We start from the raw sequence: 18,919 nt of genomic DNA, 5'->3' as shown, positions 1-18,919 counted from the left end.
GACGCTTTCGCCCTGCAAGACCGCTGTCTTTGATCGCATGCGGAGGCCCGCTAACTTCCGCATGTCGCGGCTCACATCTCGCGAACGCCCACTTCTCGCAGATACAGCTCGCCAGTTTCGCGGCGCTCGAATACGTTCGCACTTTCCGCAAGCGCGACGCCGGGACACATTTCGCGCAACGCCGCAACGCTGCCCAACGGAATCGCGGCGCTCGGGACTCCTTCGTCAAACGAACACGGCACACCGGCCGCACGCGCCCAGTCGCGCACGCACGCCGCATCGGCCCCAAACGCCTTCGCGCATCTCAGCAAGCGGTCGCCTTCGTCGGCCTCAAGCCACGGATAATGCGCCCACACCCCATCGTCGCAGGTGAACACCTTATTCTGCTGATACACCTGCCCCGTATTCTTGTTGTCGGAACTGCAATAATGCACACCAAGCAGCAAGCTCTCACGCACAGCATATTCCATCAACGTCAACGCCTCAGCCTCGCTACCCGCAACGGGGACACCGCCGCCGTACCAGTAGTCATACAAGTAGTTGAAAGGGTGCTTGCGCAGCTCAAACCCACGATCACGAAACGCTTCCGCATTGCACAGCGGAAAACAGAACTCCAACAGGTTCACGCCACGCACGCCCATGTCGTCCAAGCGCACAAGCAGCTCCTGCATCTCGGAAAGCGTGCCGGGGATCACCGGCATCTCAACCATCACATCGGGCAGCGACGAAACGGCAGCCTCGATTCGCCCAAACACGGATGCATCGGGGCGCGCGACATCCTCAGGCTTGATGCTAAATCGTACCTCATCAAGTCCCGCATCAGCTAACGCATCCAAGCACGGATCATCCAGCAAGTCACCGCACGTGTATAGGCGGATATGCACGTCGGAATACAGTTCCTTTGCACGCCTCACGAACGCGACAACCGACTCCTTATGCAAAAGCGGCTCGCCACCCGTTATCGCCAGGCAATCGAACTGGGCACCAACTGCAGCAGCCTGCTCAAGCTCGGCCACGATATCCCGACGGTGCGACAAGAAGTACTCGTAGCGATCCTGATTCGGGTTGAAGCAGAAATAGCAATGTCGCGTGCAACGCAAATCAACGAAAAACGTAGCCGTGCGCTCGCCCGTGCGGCACGCCAAGCATGCCGGTGAAATCCATCCATGCCATAGTGACCCGCCGCCGTTTTCGCAATGGCAACCACACATCGCCGCCGTTTGCGAACGCCGCTTGCGCGGGCACGACTCCGCCACCTCAAAGGGGATTCCAAACGCAGCAACCGCATCCTCATAGTCGTGCTCAACCTGATCAAACGCCTGTGCATACTCGCGAATATCCACAAATCCCCCCTTAAAGCAAAACGCTACTCAGCCGAAAGCTCCGTCGCCAACTTCTCAACATGCGCAGCGTCAACATGCGCAAACGCCGCCATAGCACCTGCAAACGCAGCGTAATACGCACGGATATCTTTGCGAATCACCTCATCAGCGAACGCATCGACCCACGTCAGCACATGATTCCGCAGAAAGTCGCTCTGGGTACGAAGCGTCTTCGCCGCATCCTCATCGCGTCCGTCAGCATACGCCTCATAAACGCACTGACTCATACGCGCCATAAAATCCATCATCGCGGAAATGTGATCGTCGGGAAAATGCTGCTCGGCCTGTAGCCTGAAACCCGCTTGATGATAGAACGACCGAACATCAAGCGTGCTTCCCCTAAACAGCATGCCGTCGGTACTGGTATACGGAGACTCCCAGGGTCGAACGTAGCTATCGCCAGGAACCTGAAACAACGTGGGGAAATCTTCTTCCATGGCCACTGTCGCCTTGGAAACCGCATCCCCTTCGCTATGTTCACCCACGCACGCAACCGCTTCGGCAACGCACTCGGTCATCGTGCGGAGGGAAAGGCCCACGTTCTTCTCCGAAAGCCCCTCATCAGCGGCCACCTTACCGGCAAGCCACGTCAACGCGCCTGCCGTGCTCTCGCCGAAAAGCTGCGCAGCTGACGCCTCATGCACTCCGCCGCCGAACACCACATGAAAGGCGCCATATAAATACGCACGGCGTGCCAGCGTCATGGCAATGCGATTTTCCTCGTCTTTGCTGTCCATCCCCGCTCCTTCTGCGCCGTCGCCATCCAGGGCGCGGCACAACGAACCTGAAACAAAACCGCCGCATCGAGCAAACAGCGCGATGCGGCGGCAATCAACCTATTACCAGGTCAGCTCACGCGCTTCCTGGCTAAACGCGCAGTCCTTCGCCTTAATCAAGACGTTCGGATGCGTTTCCTCGGGCGAGGGCAGCACCACGATGCTACCGTTATCCAAGTCGCTACCATACTTCGCGCGCAGCTCATCCATGTCGCCAAAATCAAGCGCACGGTTCGGGCAGCCAGCCACGCAAGCAGGCTGGGAGCCCTCTTGACGCAGGCCATAGCAGCCGTCGCACTTACCGGAAACACCCTTTTCCGGGAAGTACTTCGGCTGGCCATACGGGCAGCTCATCACACACATGCGACAGCCGATGCACTTGCTCTGATCCTGAATCACCGTGCCGTCGGCAGCCTTGTAAATGGCGCCCGTCGGGCAATTCTTCAGGCAAACAGGGTCCTCGCAGTGATTGCAGCTAAACGTGTAGCTAAAGCCCTGCACCTTCGGGAACTCGCCAACCGTGTAGGAATGCGCCTCGCGATACAGCGTGCCAACCTCAAGACGGTTCTTGTCCTTGCACACAACCTGACAAGCGCGGCAACCAGTGCAGCGGCTTTGGTCCAAATAGAATCCAACGCTCATGATTCACTCTCCTCTTCCGCAGCTCTAGTTTGCACTCCAGCGAGCCGGCTTGTCGCAGTCGCGGCCAAGCGAAGCGCCGGTGTACTTCTCGACATTGCAGATCTGGTTGTTGTAACCAGACACGCCCATGCCACTGTACTCGCTACCGATCAGATAGTTGTCGGAGCCAGCCATATCGATGCCGGTCTCTTCATCGACGTCAACCCATGCGCCATGGGGCACGCCGACCATGCCAGGCATCAACACGTCCATAACGGCAGCGTTGCGCAGGCCCTTGCCATACGGCGAGCTCAGCAGCACCGTGTCACCGTCTTTGATGCCCAGGCTCTCCGCATCGCTACGAGCCAGGAACACCGGGTTTGCCCACGCCTCGCGCAGCCACGGGCAGTTGTCGAACACGGTATGCGAACGACGCAGGTAGTGCGGGTTGAACATCAGGAACGGATACTCGCCCTTTTCGCCGCCGATTTTCCCGTCCTTGAACGTGGACTCGTAGCCCGTGCACGGAACGACATAGGTCGGGTACGGCTTGTACTGTTCGATTCCAGGGAAGCCGAACGACGCCATCAGGTCGTAGCGAGCCTGGCAGTAAATCTCCAGCTTGCCCGACTTGCTCTTCAACGGGTTTGCCTCAGGATCATCGACGAACTTCTGGTAGCCGATGTGGCCGTGCTTGTCACCGCGCTTGCGCGGGAACTGATAACCGCCGTTTTCCTTCAGCTCCTTCAACGTGATGATGCCTTCCTGCGGCGTGCCTTCGGCGTTGAGGCTTTTGATATCATCGGCCGTCAGCGTGACCAACGTCTTCATTTTACCGTCATCGCCCATGACCTTGCAGCCGGCAATCTTCTCGTACAGTTGCTGATCCTCGGTCTTGCCATAAGCAAGCTTGGGATCCTTGCCGACGCCCGCAATCAGCAGCTCGCCGATTTCCTGGTCGGTCTTCGCCTCGCCAAGCGGCTGCGTCACGCGAGTGTAGAACGGCAGGTATTCACGGTTGTTGTAGTCGCCGAAACCGCCGCAACGCTCCCACTCGGTCGTAACCGGCAAAATGATGTCGGAATAGCGAGCGTTCGTGGTCATGAACTGCGCCAACGTCAACACGAAGTCAACCGCGCGGTGGGCCTCGATGCCCTCTTTCTGGTTCAAAGACGTCTGCAGGACGGCATCGGTCATATGATAGATGCACTTGATGGGACCAAGCTCCGTAGGATTAGGCTTGTGGAAGGAGCCGTACGCATTGGAAACGTCCTGCGTGTGGCCGCCGCCATTCTTGATGATCTCATACATCTGAGGCTGGCGAACGCCCGTGGTAACCGGATTGGTCGTCTTCGGCATCTTTGCGGCACCGGCGGAAATCAGTCGAGCACCGCCATTGCCGGCGTTTGCGTGATATGCGCTAGCCGTTGCATGACCGGACTTGCCCATATGACCGCCCATGGCGCCCAAGGCGATCAACAGCTGCGGCAGCATTTCGGCACCGTTGCAGCGAGCCATACCATAGTTGTGCAGAATCATGACCTTGTTACTCTTTGCCATAATCTGAGCCAGCTCGGTGACCTGCTCAGGCTTCACGCCGCAGATCGGCTCTGCCCATTCCGGCGTCTTAGGCGTGCCGTCGTACTTGCCAAGGATGTAGTCCTTAAGGTTCTCATCGATGGTCTTATCCTCAGGCATGCTCTCGGAGTCGAAACCAACCGTGTACTTATGGATGAAGTCCCAATCGATGATGCCTCCCTTTTCCTCGTCAAGGCGAAGCATTTCATAGGCGATAGCGAACATAAGCGCCATGTCCGTGCCGGTGCGAACGGGAACCCACTCAGCATCAAGCATCTGGGCGGACGCGTTGTACAGCGGGTCGATGGATACGAACTTGGTGCCCTTGTCGCGCGCAGCCATCCAATAGTTGATAGGCGTACCGGCGGCAGACCAAGCAGGATTGGACGACCACATGATAATGTACTCGGCGTTTTCAAGGTCAAAGCGATCGTTTGCCGTATCCGCATCACCCGTACCGCAGTCCGTAGTCGGAAGACCCATCTTCGTCACGTCAAGCGTATACGTGCCATGCGACGTGGTATCCCATCCGCGCACGTAACCGGAAAGGACATTGAGCGTGGTGTTGTTCGCCTTGCAATAAAAACCCGTGGGGCCGTACTCGTCGGAAATGCGCTTGATTTCCTCGGATGCAAGCTTAATGGCTTCGTCCCAGCTGATGACTTCCCACTCGTCCTTGCCACGCATCTGGCCGTTGGACTTCTCGCCACCGCCAGGCTGCCAACCCTTGCGCTTGAGCGGATGAAGAATACGGTCAGCGCCGAAGCACTGCTGCTGCTGGGTTTTACCGCGCACGCAACCGCGCTGCTGCGGATACTCAATGGAATCCTCGTGCGTGTCATCAGTCTTCTGACGAACAACGGCGCCGTCCTTGACCATGACCTTGTTCATGCAGCGGCCACCGCAGTTGTGCCAGCAGGCTGCGGAAATCCATTCGCCACCCTTTGCCGGATCGACAGGCAGCTCGTGCTTGTCGACGGCCTCGAGACTTGATTCCGCAGAGCAACCAGTTGCGGTCAGGCCGGCCACACCCGCCATGACGACGGCAGAAGCGCCCAGGAAACCTCGACGGGAAATGTTATTGGAATTCACGGTTATATCCCCCTTCGTTCCTTACAGCGCGCACGTCGCGTAAAATGCGTAACGGGCGACGGCGACGCCGATAACCAGAGCAGCGCACACGACGATCGCAAGCGTCTGCTTGTTTGCGAATTTGGAAGCCATCAGCGTCAACACAGCAGAAGCGACAGGCGCAACCACCAGGCCGACCACCTGCATAACCGGGCTTATGCCAACAGCCGAAAAGACCGCAACCTCAAGCGCCAGACCGATGGCCAGCACCACGTCAACAGCAATCATCGTGTATGCAACGGGCTTTTCAGACAGATTCGCAGCACCAAGCGCGGCGCACAGGCCCAAACCCATGGCCAGGTCACCAGCCACAAAGCTCAGCACGGTAGCAGGAGCGTTCGTCCACACCGCATTGCCGAACACGTCGATATACGCAGTGCCCATAAGCACCATGCATGCCACGGCAACCACGGCCGTCACCACGCGCAGCGCAAAGGGGCTGTCCTTTTTCACGAACGCGATAATCATGTCGATAAGAGCCAGCACGAAGAACACGCCGGAAACGGCAACCTCGCGCACCATGCCAGACGCAAAGTTAACGGTTCCGCTTGTCAACGAGCCCATTGCACGCGGGATGCTCTGCACATGCGTAGAAGCGGCAATCATGCCGATGGCGAACAAAGCAACTACGACCAGGGGCAAAAGCCAGGGGCGATTGCCCGAGCGCTTACGGGCAAAGCACGTTTCAAACACGTACGCACCCGCAGCCATACCTCCCAGCAGCGTGAATGCAAACAGGGATTCGAGACCCATGTTTCCCTCCTCTATTTCCTTGCGCCCGCAGTAGGACGCGCCTCTCGCAAAACGCACCTCGCCCGCACGTTCTGCGTTCTCCTGCTTTTTCCGCGAGATATGCGAATACGCACGAAGAAAACAGGAGGCTGAATATGATTGTCGGAAATCAGCTGAACCCTCCATCCGCATTTATAGCAAAATTGTCGTGAGACAATCAATAGTGTCGCACGACAATTTCGTAGTGTATTTATTTTATTTTGAGAATAGCAATTATCTCAACCAGTCAGCTAAAAGCGTAATCGACCTGGTAATTTACACCTTAGATACCGCCCGTCGGACAACAGACCCTCGATCTTTTCTTACATAACTGTCGCACACGCCGTCACACAGCCAGCCCCAACCAAGCAGGCCAAGGAAGTAAGTAAGGAGTTATAGCGATTTGCTTTCATCGGCTTTTACGTTAAAGCCCTCGCTATATGCGCTTGGCACTACAAGCGTACTGTCGTTATCCTGCATGCCCTCGTACGTCAAATGCAGCTTGCGCAGCGCAAGCGCCACTTCGTCATGGTTATACGTTTGCGCAACCTCATCAAGAATCTCAGAAACGTCGCGCTCCGCTTCCATAAGGGTGATGCGTGCGCTCTTGCGGCATTCCGCCTGAGCCTCCAACGACATAACTCCCTGCAGCTCTTTGGGGATGATTAGGTCGCGCACTTCAACCGAAACGATAGAGATACCCCAATCGGATACCTTTTCCTCAACAGCCTCACGCAGTTCCTGATCAAGCTGATGACGACGCATAACCACATTCGACAACGATGCGCGACCGATGGCATCGCGCAATGCCGTTTGCGCGGAAAGCGCTACGGCAAAGTGATAATCCTCGACCTCAGTACAAGCCTTTTCGGGATCCCAAACCACCCAAAACAGCACGGCATCGACGTCAAGCGGCACCAAATCACTAGTCAGCGCCTCTTCGGCGCCAAACGGAGTTGCATTCATGCGCTGATCAACGCGCAACGTGCAGAATTCAAACAATGGGATGGTGAAAAACAAACCCGGGCCCGCAAGCCGATTAAATCGACCCAGGCGCATGATCACGGCACGCTCCCAGTCCATGCAGACGTGCACCGACGAAAGCACAGCAAGGCCAACTACTGTGGAAAGCAGAATGCCCGTAAGCGTCAAACCGGACGCCAAGACCACAGATGCTCCCAACATCAACGCAAATGCAACGATAGCCAAGGCTATCGTTATCATCACAGCGCCATTTCGCGTCGCTCTTTTCGTAGGGTCGGAGCGATACGCGTCGGCTGCAACACCGAATTCCATCTCAGAACGTCGATACGTATCTTTTTGCCCCGGAACGAGCCTCTCGCCGTTATTTCTGGTTTTCATGGCCCCTTTTCATCCTCCTCACACACGCAGACACCAGTTTCGGGATGTCTTCATACGCCATTCCTTGCTCCAGGCAGCTTTTGATGAAATCTTCGGCGAGCGCATTGACCTGCGCATCCCCTTTTTGATTGCCGCCCGGTTCATTCACGAACACGCCACTGCCCCGAACTGTCGCCACATACCCATCGCGCTCCAACCCCATGTACGCTTTGCTTACCGTGTTGTATGCAATGCGCAAATCGGCAGCGTACTTACGCACCGTGGGCAATTTGTCGCCCGGTTTATAAAATCCCGATGTAATGAGGTATGCCATTCGGTTTCGTAGCTGAACCCACAGCGGTAAGTCGCTGTTTTCGTCAAATTCGAACGAAGGCGTTTCCTTTGTCGCTTTCACGCGTAATCTTTCCGTCTCACACCAGGGGCTGCACACCTGCAGCCACCATTACCAATCGCAAGCATAGCCCTCCTACAAGCACGAGCACCGACGCGAACGCCGTTGCCGGAGCACTCAAATGTCGCCCACTCATCAGGGAAAACATTTCAATCACTATCGGTAATAGTAGCGCACATAAGACAAAGCCGCCCCAAAATAGCTGCGAATGTCTACCTGTCAGCATATCGGCGCTCGCTACCGGGGCAAGGCTTGCAAACAGCAGTATCGTCACGAGGAGCTCGAGCACCACGAACACGAAATCAAAGCGCAGCAATTTGACATCCCATTGCCGCACGGCCCGACGATCCTCACATGAGCATATAGCAAACATTATCACCGCACAGCCGCACGAAAGCGCAGACAGAACGAATAGCACCGGGAGCCACATCGTCTGCCAGAATTTCACAGCGACAACGCTTTTCAGCAGCATTCCCGTGTATGCCATAACCACGAACGCGACGGGGATGCCCACGGCTTTTAGGACCCACAGCGCACGCCGCACGTGCGCTCCCAGCGAAAACGCCGCATCGCAGAAAGCCGCCAACGAACTTCCCATCAACAGCGACAGCGCGAGCGCACCAATCGAAATCAAGCTGCTTGTTGGATATAGTAACAAGTAATAAAACGCATCCGGTCGACCTAAATCAGCGATCAGACACAACACTCCCAGCATCAAAATGCAGAGCGTCGCGCCATACACGATTCTCCTTATGCGTTGATATGTTGATTCACACAAAATTTTCGGCGCATGAGAAGTCCTATTACGCCCACCATGCCTATTCCATATCGACATAGTGCACGCAACATCCAGCATTGCCAACACAGCATATGCGCCCGCTGATGTTCCGCCCAGGAATAGATATACCGCTATCAGCCCGCTAAATGTCATGCGCCCGCCTTTCTTGAACACGGCAAGAATATCACTGTCGCACGACAATTCACAACTATATGAGCCAATGTGCCCATAGCGTTCTAGCTCGCCACCTATTAAAAGATGGCGAGCCAGAACGCCGCGGAGGCAGATTCATTCACGCAACTCGAAAGGAACCCAGGCTGTGCCGTAACTTGTCTGCACGTGCTCCAAGCGCACGCCGAAGGACTGCTCGATAGCAGCACGAACGCAGCCATCCGCCGGTTCGCCCTGCGCAGCTAAGCGCCCTCGCTCCATCACGAACACCTGGTCAGCAACCGAAAGCGCCAAGTTCAAATCGTGAATCACCGCGATAACCGTCTTGCCGCGCTGCCGAACCTGGCGAATCAGCCGCACCATATCGAAACACGCCGCCACGTCCATGAACGACGTCGGTTCGTCAAGCAGCACGGTCGGCGTATCTTGCGCCAGCACCATAGCCATGCGCACGCGCTGCCGCTGCCCGCCCGACAAGCTCTGCAGCGAACGATCGCGCAGCTCAGACACGCCGGCAAGCAAAAGCGCCTCATCGATGCATTCCTCATCTGCCCTGCTCAAGCGCGAAAACGATCCGCAGCACGGGAACCTTCCGCACACCACCAGCTCGCGCGCCGTCATTATAGGCACCTCTTGCTGCTGCACTAACACGCCTAAAAGACGCGCTCGATCGCGAGCAGCCAGCGACGACACATCGCGCCCGGCAACGCGCACGCACCCCGACGTCGGCTTTACCAGCCCCATGGCAAGTTTCGCAAGCGTTGATTTCCCGCAGCCGTTCGGCCCGACGATGCAGCTGATGCTCCCTTTCGGAAACGACGCGGAAAAGCCGTCGAACAAAAGGCTGTTGCCGTACCCGAATACGACGTCGTCAAACTCAAGATCGCCCATCGACCTCTCCTTTCCGCGAACGAAGAATCAGATAAATGAAGAACGGGCCGCCTATCAGCGCCATGCAAATTCCCACAGGGATCTCAAACGGCGCGAACAGCGTGCGCGCAACGGTGTCGCACGCGCACACCACGATGGCCCCGACAACAGGTGAAAGCAGCAATACGCGACGATTATCATGGCCGGCGAAGAAGCGGACGATATGGGGGACAACCAGCCCGACGAATCCGATAAGCCCGGCAAAGCAAACCGCGGCACCCGCCAGTAGCGCTGCAAGTGAAAGCAATGTCAGCCGAGTTCGCTGCACGTTCAGCCCCAGCGCATGCGCACCTTCATCCCCCAACGACAAGACGTTAAGACGCGTTCCCTGGCCTGCGGCCACAAGCAGCCCGACACAGATCGCGCACCCGGGAATCACCAGCTCAGACGCCATCACGCCCGAAAGGCTTCCGACCAAAAACCCGGATGAGTTCACGTAGGCATCCGGATTGAAAATGAGAATCGCGTTCATTCCCGCCGTGAATATGGACGTGAGCGCCATGCCGGCAAGCACGATGGTCAGGCGCGAGGCCCCCGCGTACAACGACACGAAGAACACCAGCAACGCCGAAGCAAGCGCGCCCAAAAACGCACCAGCTGCCGACACGCCCAGTGCATGCGGAGCTACGCATGCGAACAGCAAAACGAACAGGCCGGATCCAGCGTTGACGCCGATGATGTTTGGGCTGGCCAGCGGATTATTCAGCGTTGCTTGGATAAGCGCGCCCGCCTCGGCAAGCGCCGCACCGGCAAGCACGCCCCCAAGGACACGCGGCACGCGCACGTTCGCCAACACGTTCACAGCCATGTCTGACGCGTTGCCCATAGCGTACGCAACCACGTCGTTCGCACCAACAGACGACGACCCTAGCGCCAGACCGGCGAACACCACGCCGGCAAGCGCCAACAGCAAGACAAGCAACATAATGTGGAAGCGGCGTCGCGCGCAATCCGTCATCGCAACCGTTTTGAGTCGATTCCTACGCACGAATCAACCTATTCGCCGTACAGCGCGTCGAACAGGACTTGATACGCCTGATCCCATTGAGCATTCGGCTTGTACTGGAACAACTTCGGGTCCAGCGTCACTACATGATTGTTCTTCACCGCATCAAGCTGCGCCCATGCCGGGTTCTGCGTCGTCTGCTCGGCAAGCGCCTGCTGCGCCGCCTCGTCTGAATTACCCATAGGCAGAAGGAAGATGGTTTGCGGGTTGTCCTGAATCAGGGCCTCCAAGCTGTAATCGGACAACAAGCCCTTATCGGAATCGGCGATGTTCTGCGCACCCAGATCGGCAAGCATGGTTCCCGTCTGCGTCGAGGAAGACTGCGCGCGCGTACCGCCCGAATACGTGGTCAGCACCACGGCGCTGCCAGCTTGTTTTCCTTCCGCCTTCGCGCAAATCTCGGCGATCCTATCTGCCGGGCCCTGACCATTTTCCGCATACGCCTGCTCGTCACCTGTTATATCGCAGCATGTACGCAGCATGCGCAGATAGTCATCGAACGTGGTTACCTTGAAATACGCCACGGGGATGTTCGCCGCTGTAAGCGTATCGGCCAACTCGGTTTGCGCGACACCACCGCCGCGGCCGCTGCTCGATCCTGTCAAAATCACGAAATCGGGGTTGAGCGCGATGATCGATTCGGCATCAAGCGAAGAAAAATCGCCGATCTTCTGCGCATCCGACGCAATGTGGTAATCGGAGAAAGCGTCGTCGGACGCGCCAACCAGCGTACCACCCGCCAGCTCCCACACGTTTGCGAAGCTGCCCATGCCGGCAACCACGCGATTATGCGACGCAACCGTCACTTCGCGGCCCAAATCATCGGTAAAGGTATGTGCGCCTTGCATGGCCGACGTCTCCGTTTCGCCCGCATCAAAAGCAACGGGAGTTCCTTGCGACGCACACCCCGTCAGAGAGAACGACCCTACGCCCACAGCCAACACACACGAAAGCGTGACGGCCCCTTTTGCAACCTTGATCATTGCTTGCTCCTTTTGATCAGCTTTGCCCGCTAAGCAACCGACACGCCGGACGCATCCCGCGCTGCGCTCTTCATGCCCCATGCGCAATAATCGTCCTGCCCCAAAATGTCCCCATCATGGTAATACGCAGCGCGAGCGCGACATCCGCCGCAAACGCCCTTGTAATCGCACGCCCCACACGCGCCCTTATACGCCTGCGTGCGCAGCTCTTGAAACACCGGGCTGGTACGCCAAATCTCATCAAACGGCTGTTTGCGCACGTCGCCGGCATCTTCGGTCATGTATGCGCACGCGCGCACAATGCCTTCGCTCCCGACTACGCAGTACGTCAGCCCCGCCAGGCAACCTCGCGTATAGCGCGTTTGAACACCGATCTGCTCGGCAATACGCATAAACTGCGGCGCACACGTAGGCTTAACCTCGATGCCGGCATCACAACCGGCACGCAAAATGTCAGCAAGCAGCTGCTCATTCTGCTCAACATCGATGCTTTCGTCTGAAATGTCCTTACCACGCCCGACCGGCACCAAAAAGAACACCGAATGGTTCATCGCGCCCAATTCTTTGGCAAACCGAGTGATGTCGCACACCTCGTCACGGTTCCAATCAACCACAGTGGTGTGAACCTGGAATGGCAGGCCGACGCTTTTGCAGGCTTCGATTCCTGCCAGCGTTGCCGCATGCGCGCCGTTGATCCCGCGAAACTTGTCATGCTTTTCCGCGTCAAGGCTGTCAATGCTGATGCCCATAGCGCACGCACCCGCCGCTTTCAGCTTTCGCGCAACGTCTTGCGTGATCAAGGTTCCGTTGCTGCCGAATACCGGGCGGAGTCCGCATGATGCCGCATGAGCCACTAAGTCGAAAATGTCATCACGCATAAGCGGCTCACCGCCACTGAAAATCATGATCTTGAAACCTGCGCGCGCAATGTCGGAAATCATCGCGCGCGCTTCTTCGGTCGACAGCTCTCGGTTATCGCACTCGTCTGCGTCTTGATAACAATGAACGCACTTCAAGTTGCATCGATTCGTGGTCATCCACGATACGATCATCGTCTCCCCCTCTGATTGAGTTATCACTGCAGGAGAAAACGGTACCGAGCGACGTTACGTCGCCGTCAATACAACGATAAGCGTACCTGTGCAGCTATTCCCGCGTATCAGAGCGAGAACAATCGAGCGCGTCTTGCAAAAAACTCAGTGTACGCCGTTGAATGCCGGCATAAAAGTCACGACCGTATTGTTTTGGCCCCGAGCTGCGTTGGTTTGCCAAACGCTTCAAACCAGCAAGGGCATGGGGCATGCCCCCTAAGCTGGAAAAACGAATTGCAAGCGCTCGCGCGCGCTCATCGGTTGCCAATACGCCGTCATGCATTGCCTCGATCGTATCACCCATCAGCTGATGCCAGCAGATAACCTCTTCACGAGATAACTCGGGAATCGGGCAACCCTCAAGCGATTCGCCGGTGATGGCAGACCACAGCATGTCCTCACGATCCCGCACGCTACCAACGGCGGATGCCGATTCGCTCCAATCCACATGATCGGCCATAGCAAGATGCGCACGCAAACTCTGCAGCGCATTCATATCCCGAAGAATCCTCGCGCTTTCACGCTCGAGCTCCGCTCCGCGTTCCGCCAAAGCGCTAGTCAGCTCACCGTCGGGGTCGCTCCCTTCGCTCTCCTGAATCTGGGAAAGCGAAAGCCCTAGGTATTTCAGCGTGATTATGCGATTGAGACGGTCGACGTCAGACGAGGAATACAGGCGAAGATTTTGCTCCCCTTTGCATGTAGGATGCAGCAGCCCACGTTGGTCGTAGTACTGGATGGTTCGAACCGTCACGCCGACGCGCGAAGCCAATTCCCCAACCGTCATCAAGTCTTGGCTGCTTTGTTCTCCCATGTCCTGCTTCACCCCACGAACCGACATCTACTCTGCCGAAAAATAACCACTATAGCGGATGACGCTACGTCATCGTCAAGCACTACCTCGCAAATAAATCGAACACGCAAGGATTCAAGCAATCAACCGGAACCCGGCCCTGCACAGCGTCGATAGCCGCTTGCATCGCGCGTTCGCGCAGTTCGCGGCCGGATTCCTCCGACCAATACGCCGCGTGCGCCGAAAGCACGGTGTGCGGCGCCTTCATGATGGGATGGTCGAAGTCGAAGGGCTGCTCCTGCTCGAACACGTCCAAGCCCGCGCCCCACAACTTATCCTCGCAAAGCGCCTGGGCCAATGCCACGGTATCCACCACAGCGCCGCGAGCGGTATTCACCAGCACGGCATCCGGCTTCATGAGGGCCAGACGTTCGGCGTTGATCAGATGATGCGTCTCGGGAGTAAGCGCCGTATGCAAGCTCACCACGTCCGCCGTCTGCAACAGCTCTTCCAGGCGCAGCACGGGGTAACCTTCGGGAGTACGCCGCCCGGGTTTCAAGCTACGCGACCAGCACACCACCTCAAAGCCCAGACCAGCAGCTTTCTTGGCCACCGCTCTGCCGATTTCCCCCATGCCGACGACGCCGAACACGCGACCACGGCACTGCCCGAGCGGACGCGTACGCGCATAATCCCACACGCCGCGGCGCATATCGGCATCAAGCTCGTTGATTCGGCGCAAAACCGAAAGCGCCAGCGTGGTGGCGTGATCGGACACCACTTCCGTACCGTAACCGGGCACGTTGCACACGGCAACGCCATGCTCGGTTGCGGCCCCCACATCGATCTCGTCGTACCCGACGCCCGTACGACTGACCGCCTTCAGGTTCGGGCACGCCTCGAACACCTCGCGCGGGAACATCGCATACGACGTCACCGCTGCATCGGCGCCGGTTTCCAGCAATCCGTCGATAACCGCCTGGGCGGTGCGGCCATGCGTGACCTCGAACTCGATGCCCGCATCCCTGGCCATGACCTCTTCCAGATTGTTATCCTCGAAATCGGTATCGACCGCTACGATCTTCGGCATATCCACTCCCGTCATCGCCCTTATCAGGCGTTAGCTTGCTCGGCCATTTCCTTCAAATCGGACAAGTCAGTGGGGTCGTCAGGCAAATCGATTCCGTATGCATCCGCAATCGCCCGCGCCTGTTCCACGCGCAACGACGCCAACGCACCTTGCTTCGCCTGCGTCAGATACTCGGACGACAGCAGCAGGCTTCGCGCGATGAATTCCGTTACACGCGAATCGGTACCGGACACCTGCAGCACGCCGACGACGGATTCCGGGGTCAGCGACAGCAAGCTGGCGCCGTCCATCCCGACGGCATTCCCGACAACCTCATCCAGCGTATCGGCCGCCTCTTTGGGGTCTTCGTCCTCGTCGGTAACGCGTCGCAGGCTTTTGAACATCGCCTGGTAAAACGCCAGCAGCAACTTCATCAGATAGTCTTGCTCGAACATCGGCCGCTCCTAGCTATTCGTGGGTTCGTGGAAAATGCCCAGGTGTTCGTATGCCCTCTCGGTTGCCTGACGGCCCTTCGGCGTACGGATGAGCAGACCCTGCTGCATTAGATACGGCTCATACACGTCCTCAAGCGTATCCGGGTCCTCGGCCAATGCCGATGCCAAGGTGGTCAATCCCACCGGACGTCCACCGAACTGCACGCACAACAGCTCCAGAATACGATTATCCACCGCATCCAACCCCAGCGGGTCCACCTCGAAAAAGCTCAATGCTTGCGCGGACACATCTTCATCGATGACGCCGTTGCCCCGCACCTGCGCCCAATCGCGCACGCGTTTGAGCATGCGATTAGCCAAACGAGGCGTGCCGCGGCTGCGACGCGCGATTTCCAGCGCACCGTCATACGAGATAGGCACATCCAAAATGGAGGCGGAGCGTTGCACGATGGAGGCCAGTTCCTCAGACGTGTAATACTGCAGGCGAAACGCGATGCCGAAACGATCGCGCAAAGGCCCGGTAAGCAAACCCGTGCGGGTGGTGGCACCGATGAGTGTGAACCGCGGCAGGTCCAAGCGTATGGAACGAGCCGCCGGCCCCTTGCCCACAACGATATCCAGGGCGAAATCCTCAAGCGCGGGATACAAAACCTCTTCCACCATGCGGTTCAGACGATGGATTTCATCGATGAACAGCACATCGCCCTCTTCGAGGTTCGTAAGGATCGCAGCAAGGTCTCCCGTACGCTCGATGGCTGGACCGCTGGTAGTTTTGATGTTCGCACCCAGCTCATTGGCCACCACGGTGGCAAGAGTGGTCTTGCCCAGGCCCGGAGGTCCCGAGAATAGGATATGGTCCGCAACATCACCGCGCTCCTGCGCAGCTTGAATCAAGATGGCAAGCGACTCCTTAATCTTCGTTTGGCCGAGATAGTCGCCCAGACGCTTCGGCCGCAAGCTGCGATCGAGCGCAAGGTCGTCTTCGGTCAAGTCCGGCGTGACCGCACGCTGCGAGGGGTCGGTCGCACCGACAGGAGCCGCCGACGCAGACCTGCCATCGAAGCTGGAACCCGCTTCGAACACCATTCCCTCTATTTTCACTCCATCAGCCAAAGCTCAAGCTCCGTCATCCATATTATTCGAGTCGCCTTACCTTCGCCGAACGCAAAGCAGTGCCTTGCGTCCTTCCAGCAAAATATCGCTTCGCTCGTACGAGCCAAACCCCAGCAAAGGCAACGATGCAACCCGTTATTTACCTAAACGTTTCAAGGCGTATTTTATCAACGCGTTTTCATCCGCGTCTTCGGGAGCGCCCTTTAACGCAACTTCTGCCTCTGCAGACGCGAAGCCCAACGCCAGCAACGCCTCACGAGCGCCCTTAAGCCGTTCGGCCGCAGCTACAACCGCCGAAGAGGGCGCGCCCGAGACATCGAACAAGCTTGCCAGCCCCTGATCGAACGAGCCTTTCAGCTCCAAGATGATGCGCGACGCCGTCTTCTTACCCACTCCCGGTATCTTCTGCACCGCAGCCACGTCCTGCGCCTGCACTGCCGCCACCAAAGCTTCGGGCGTGAACGAGGAAAGCGCCGCCAGCGCAACCTTCGGTCCCACGCCGCTGACTCCGATCAGACGCTCGAAAAGCGCTTTCTCCTCAAGCGTTAAAAAGCCGTACAATGCTATGCCGTTATCGGACACCTGCAGATACGTGTGCACCTGAACAGGTTCGCCCACTGCCGGCAGTTTCGAAAGCGCACCTTGCGACATGCCAACGGCATAGCCGACGCCCTGCACGTCGATATACGCGCATGCGGCGGTCTTGCCCGCCAGCGCACCCTTCAGAAACGCGATCATCGCGCACCCTCCTCCAAGATCTTGCGCGTCGCCGCGCCGGAGGCGCCGCCTGTTCCCGCGCCCGCCATCACGCGGCCACGCGACTCAAGCTTCGCCAACGCGCTGGCGCCGCCGACTCCCCCGTACCCTTCGTGAGTGGTATAGCAGATTGCAGCCGCAAGCGCGTCCGAAGCATGGTCCGGCTTCGGTTCCACCTGCAGATTCAGCAGCTTCTTCACCATATATTGCACCTGCGCCTTATCGGCCGAGCCGGTGCCCACCACGGCCATCTTGATCTGCCGCGGCGTGAATTCGCCGACCGAAAGCCCATGCTGGGCGCATGCCACCAAAGCAGCGCCTCGCGCCTGCCCCGTGGCGAAGGCGGCCGTGATATTCTGACCGAACCACACGGTCTCGATTCCCAGGCACACAGGTTCGAACTGGCTAATCACCGCCGAAATCTGCTCGTGGATCTTCGCCAAACGCTGCGACAGCTCAACGCCTGCAGGCGTGGATACGCACCCGTACGCCACGCATTCCATACGCGGGCCATACTGCCGCACCACGCCCCATCCCGTGTTCGCCAAGCCTGGGTCTATCCCCAAGATCGTTCGAGGTTCCGTCATCCGCCTGCCTTATCCGTTCAAACATTTGTTCGTGGATATACTACCACACGGATGTTCGTACTCCATCAACGATTTTCCCATGGTTGCTTCTTTCCAAAACCGCCCGGCCAACACAGGGGCCCAGCGCGAAAAAAGGCCTCCCTATCGGGAGGCCTTCCGTTCGCAAAGGATATCCTACACGTTTACTCGTCCAGAGCAGCGGCGATTTCCTCGGTGATGTCCATGGTGTGGTACACGTTCTGCAGGTCCTCAAGCTCTTCCAGCTTGTCAACCAGGCGCATAACCTTCTTAGCGTCGTTGGCGGTGACGGTTGCGGGCGTGGTGGCCTCCATGGTCATCTCGGCGCCCTTGACCTGCACTCCCTGCTCTTCCAAGGCCTTCTTCACGGCCATAAGGTCGGACGGCTGGGTGTAGACGATCCACTCCTCGTCGGCGTCCTCGTAGTCGTCGCCGCCGGCCTCGATGACGGCCATCTCGAACTCTTCCTCATCGGCAGCGGCGCCGTTGGGGCCCATGGGGTGCTTCTTGTCGCCCGTCTCGATCTCCTTGGAGACCATGATCTGGCCCTTGCGCTCGAACATGTAGGAAACGGAACCAGAGGTGCCCAGGTTGCCGCCCGCATGGGCGAATGCGGCGCGCACGTCGGCAGCGGTGCGGTTGCGGTTGTCGGTCAGCGCCTCGCAGAGGATGGCCACGCCGCAGGGGCCGTAGCCCTCGTACACGACGGTCTCGTAGTTCGCGGCGTCCTTGCCGGAACCGAAGGCCTTGTCGATGGCGGTCTTGATCTTGTCCTTGGGCAGAGAGTAGCCCTTGGCCTTCTCGATTGCGGCGGCCAGCGATGCGTTGTTGTCGGGGTTCGGGTCGCCACCCTCCTTGGCAGCAACGGTGATGTTGCGCGACAGCTTGGAGAACAACGCGGAGCGCTTAGCGTCCTGCGCAGCCTTGCGATGTTTCGTGGTTGCCCACTTAGAATGCCCTGACATAGCACGTCCCTTCGAATTACAGCAAATACCAGCTGATAATTCTAGCACCCTTGTCAACTATCCCGCTTCACCCGCCCAACCCTTCATAGGTATTGCAGACGCGGAATGCGGGAAGACCAGGCGAAACTGTCACGTCCAGCAGGCTCGGTACCCGAAAACGAACCCGAAAATCGTGACAAAGTCGATATCTTGTCG

General features: G+C 57.9%; 19 protein-coding genes. All 19 read right to left on the bottom strand.

The genetic code is table 11. The annotated features are described in order from the left end of the window. Positions 1–71: 71 nt before the first annotated feature. Positions 72–1,343, bottom strand: coding sequence for a radical SAM protein (locus tag DW178_RS07105; protein ID WP_118350312.1), 1,272 nt, complete (start codon positions 1,341–1,343; stop codon positions 72–74). Between the two features lie 23 nt (positions 1,344–1,366). After that, positions 1,367–2,119 (bottom strand): TorD/DmsD family molecular chaperone, encoded by a 753-nt coding sequence (locus tag DW178_RS07100; protein ID WP_118350311.1) that lies wholly within the window; start codon positions 2,117–2,119, stop codon positions 1,367–1,369. A 102-nt stretch (positions 2,120–2,221) separates the two neighbouring features. After that, positions 2,222–2,800, bottom strand: coding sequence for a 4Fe-4S dicluster domain-containing protein (locus DW178_RS07095; protein WP_118350310.1), 579 nt, complete (start codon positions 2,798–2,800; stop codon positions 2,222–2,224). 24 nt (positions 2,801–2,824) lie between these two features. Then, a complete protein-coding gene (locus DW178_RS07090; protein ID WP_286168568.1) occupies positions 2,825–5,449 on the bottom strand; it encodes a molybdopterin-dependent oxidoreductase in 2,625 nt (874 codons plus the stop codon). 21 nt (positions 5,450–5,470) lie between these two features. Then, positions 5,471–6,241, bottom strand: a complete 771-nt coding sequence (locus tag DW178_RS07085; RefSeq protein ID WP_118350309.1) for a DmsC/YnfH family molybdoenzyme membrane anchor subunit — start codon at positions 6,239–6,241, stop codon at positions 5,471–5,473. Positions 6,242–6,652: 411 nt separating this feature from the next. Beyond that, positions 6,653–7,621, bottom strand: coding sequence for a slipin family protein (locus tag DW178_RS07080; protein WP_118350308.1), 969 nt, complete (start codon positions 7,619–7,621; stop codon positions 6,653–6,655). Next, positions 7,605–8,015: a GntR family transcriptional regulator gene (locus tag DW178_RS07075; RefSeq protein ID WP_286168567.1), complete on the bottom strand. Its 411-nt coding sequence runs from the start codon at positions 8,013–8,015 to the stop codon at positions 7,605–7,607. Before DW178_RS07075 ends, DW178_RS07080 begins: the two co-directional genes overlap by 17 nt. Positions 8,016–8,031: 16 nt before the next feature. Then, the gene (gene nrfD / locus DW178_RS07070; protein WP_118350307.1) at positions 8,032–8,943 is read right to left on the bottom strand and encodes an NrfD/PsrC family molybdoenzyme membrane anchor subunit; all 912 of its coding nucleotides are present in this window, start codon (positions 8,941–8,943) and stop codon (positions 8,032–8,034) included. 135 nt (positions 8,944–9,078) lie between these two features. Further along, positions 9,079–9,852: an ABC transporter ATP-binding protein gene (locus DW178_RS07065; RefSeq protein WP_118350306.1), complete on the bottom strand. Its 774-nt coding sequence runs from the start codon at positions 9,850–9,852 to the stop codon at positions 9,079–9,081. Then, positions 9,839–10,879 carry a FecCD family ABC transporter permease gene (locus DW178_RS07060; RefSeq protein ID WP_286168566.1) on the bottom strand — a complete coding sequence of 347 codons (1,041 nt, stop codon included), beginning with the start codon at positions 10,877–10,879 and terminating at the stop codon, positions 9,839–9,841. The genes DW178_RS07065 and DW178_RS07060 overlap by 14 nt, the downstream gene beginning before the upstream one ends. A gap of 8 nt (positions 10,880–10,887) precedes the next feature. Beyond that, positions 10,888–11,880, bottom strand: a complete 993-nt coding sequence (locus tag DW178_RS07055) for an ABC transporter substrate-binding protein (protein ID WP_118350304.1) — start codon at positions 11,878–11,880, stop codon at positions 10,888–10,890. Positions 11,881–11,909: 29 nt separating this feature from the next. Next, positions 11,910–12,917, bottom strand: coding sequence for a radical SAM/SPASM domain-containing protein (locus DW178_RS07050; protein ID WP_286168571.1), 1,008 nt, complete (start codon positions 12,915–12,917; stop codon positions 11,910–11,912). 109 nt (positions 12,918–13,026) lie between these two features. Next, positions 13,027–13,782 (bottom strand): MerR family transcriptional regulator, encoded by a 756-nt coding sequence (locus tag DW178_RS07045; RefSeq protein WP_118350302.1) that lies wholly within the window; start codon positions 13,780–13,782, stop codon positions 13,027–13,029. An 82-nt stretch (positions 13,783–13,864) separates the two neighbouring features. Further along, complete coding sequence (locus tag DW178_RS07040) at positions 13,865–14,851, bottom strand: C-terminal binding protein (RefSeq protein ID WP_158574095.1); 987 nt, start codon at positions 14,849–14,851, stop codon at positions 13,865–13,867. Between the two features lie 23 nt (positions 14,852–14,874). Next, positions 14,875–15,285 carry a hypothetical protein gene (locus DW178_RS07035; protein ID WP_118350300.1) on the bottom strand — a complete coding sequence of 137 codons (411 nt, stop codon included), beginning with the start codon at positions 15,283–15,285 and terminating at the stop codon, positions 14,875–14,877. Positions 15,286–15,294: 9 nt separating this feature from the next. Then, complete coding sequence (gene ruvB, locus DW178_RS07030) at positions 15,295–16,371, bottom strand: Holliday junction branch migration DNA helicase RuvB (protein WP_118350299.1); 1,077 nt, start codon at positions 16,369–16,371, stop codon at positions 15,295–15,297. Between the two features lie 162 nt (positions 16,372–16,533). Continuing rightward, a complete protein-coding gene (ruvA, locus tag DW178_RS07025) occupies positions 16,534–17,136 on the bottom strand; it encodes a Holliday junction branch migration protein RuvA (protein WP_118350298.1) in 603 nt (200 codons plus the stop codon). Further along, positions 17,133–17,741 (bottom strand): crossover junction endodeoxyribonuclease RuvC, encoded by a 609-nt coding sequence (gene ruvC / locus DW178_RS07020; protein WP_118350297.1) that lies wholly within the window; start codon positions 17,739–17,741, stop codon positions 17,133–17,135. The genes ruvA and ruvC overlap by 4 nt, the downstream gene beginning before the upstream one ends. Before the next feature lie 182 nt (positions 17,742–17,923). Beyond that, positions 17,924–18,724, bottom strand: a complete 801-nt coding sequence (locus tag DW178_RS07015; RefSeq protein ID WP_118350296.1) for a YebC/PmpR family DNA-binding transcriptional regulator — start codon at positions 18,722–18,724, stop codon at positions 17,924–17,926. Between the last annotated feature and the right edge of the window lie 195 nt (positions 18,725–18,919).

The organism is Eggerthella sp. AM16-19 (assembly GCF_003474385.1).
Classification (GTDB): Bacteria; Actinomycetota; Coriobacteriia; order Coriobacteriales; family Eggerthellaceae; genus Senegalimassilia.
Note: the sequence above shows the minus strand (reverse complement) of the source record. Positions and strands in the feature narration are given on the sequence as shown.

Excerpts from the sequence above, each read along its gene's own strand:
- DW178_RS07100 (WP_118350311.1), bottom strand. The coding sequence starts at position 2,119 with ATGGACAGCAAAGACGAGGAAAATCGCATTGCCATGACGCTGGCACGC.
- DW178_RS07095 (WP_118350310.1), bottom strand. The coding sequence starts at position 2,800 with ATGAGCGTTGGATTCTATTTGGACCAAAGCCGCTGCACTGGTTGCCGC.
- DW178_RS07085 (WP_118350309.1), bottom strand. The coding sequence starts at position 6,241 with ATGGGTCTCGAATCCCTGTTTGCATTCACGCTGCTGGGAGGTATGGCT.
- DW178_RS07080 (WP_118350308.1), bottom strand. The coding sequence starts at position 7,621 with ATGAAAACCAGAAATAACGGCGAGAGGCTCGTTCCGGGGCAAAAAGAT.
- nrfD (WP_118350307.1), bottom strand. The coding sequence starts at position 8,943 with ATGACATTTAGCGGGCTGATAGCGGTATATCTATTCCTGGGCGGAACA.
- DW178_RS07065 (WP_118350306.1), bottom strand. The coding sequence starts at position 9,852 with ATGGGCGATCTTGAGTTTGACGACGTCGTATTCGGGTACGGCAACAGC.
- DW178_RS07055 (WP_118350304.1), bottom strand. The coding sequence starts at position 11,880 with ATGATCAAGGTTGCAAAAGGGGCCGTCACGCTTTCGTGTGTGTTGGCT.
- DW178_RS07050 (WP_286168571.1), bottom strand. The coding sequence starts at position 12,917 with ATGACCACGAATCGATGCAACTTGAAGTGCGTTCATTGTTATCAAGAC.
- DW178_RS07045 (WP_118350302.1), bottom strand. The coding sequence starts at position 13,782 with ATGGGAGAACAAAGCAGCCAAGACTTGATGACGGTTGGGGAATTGGCT.
- DW178_RS07040 (WP_158574095.1), bottom strand. The coding sequence starts at position 14,851 with ATGCCGAAGATCGTAGCGGTCGATACCGATTTCGAGGATAACAATCTG.
- DW178_RS07035 (WP_118350300.1), bottom strand. The coding sequence starts at position 15,285 with ATGTTCGAGCAAGACTATCTGATGAAGTTGCTGCTGGCGTTTTACCAG.
- ruvB (WP_118350299.1), bottom strand. The coding sequence starts at position 16,371 with ATGGTGTTCGAAGCGGGTTCCAGCTTCGATGGCAGGTCTGCGTCGGCG.
- ruvA (WP_118350298.1), bottom strand. The coding sequence starts at position 17,136 with ATGATCGCGTTTCTGAAGGGTGCGCTGGCGGGCAAGACCGCCGCATGC.
- ruvC (WP_118350297.1), bottom strand. The coding sequence starts at position 17,741 with ATGACGGAACCTCGAACGATCTTGGGGATAGACCCAGGCTTGGCGAAC.
- DW178_RS07015 (WP_118350296.1), bottom strand. The coding sequence starts at position 18,724 with ATGTCAGGGCATTCTAAGTGGGCAACCACGAAACATCGCAAGGCTGCG.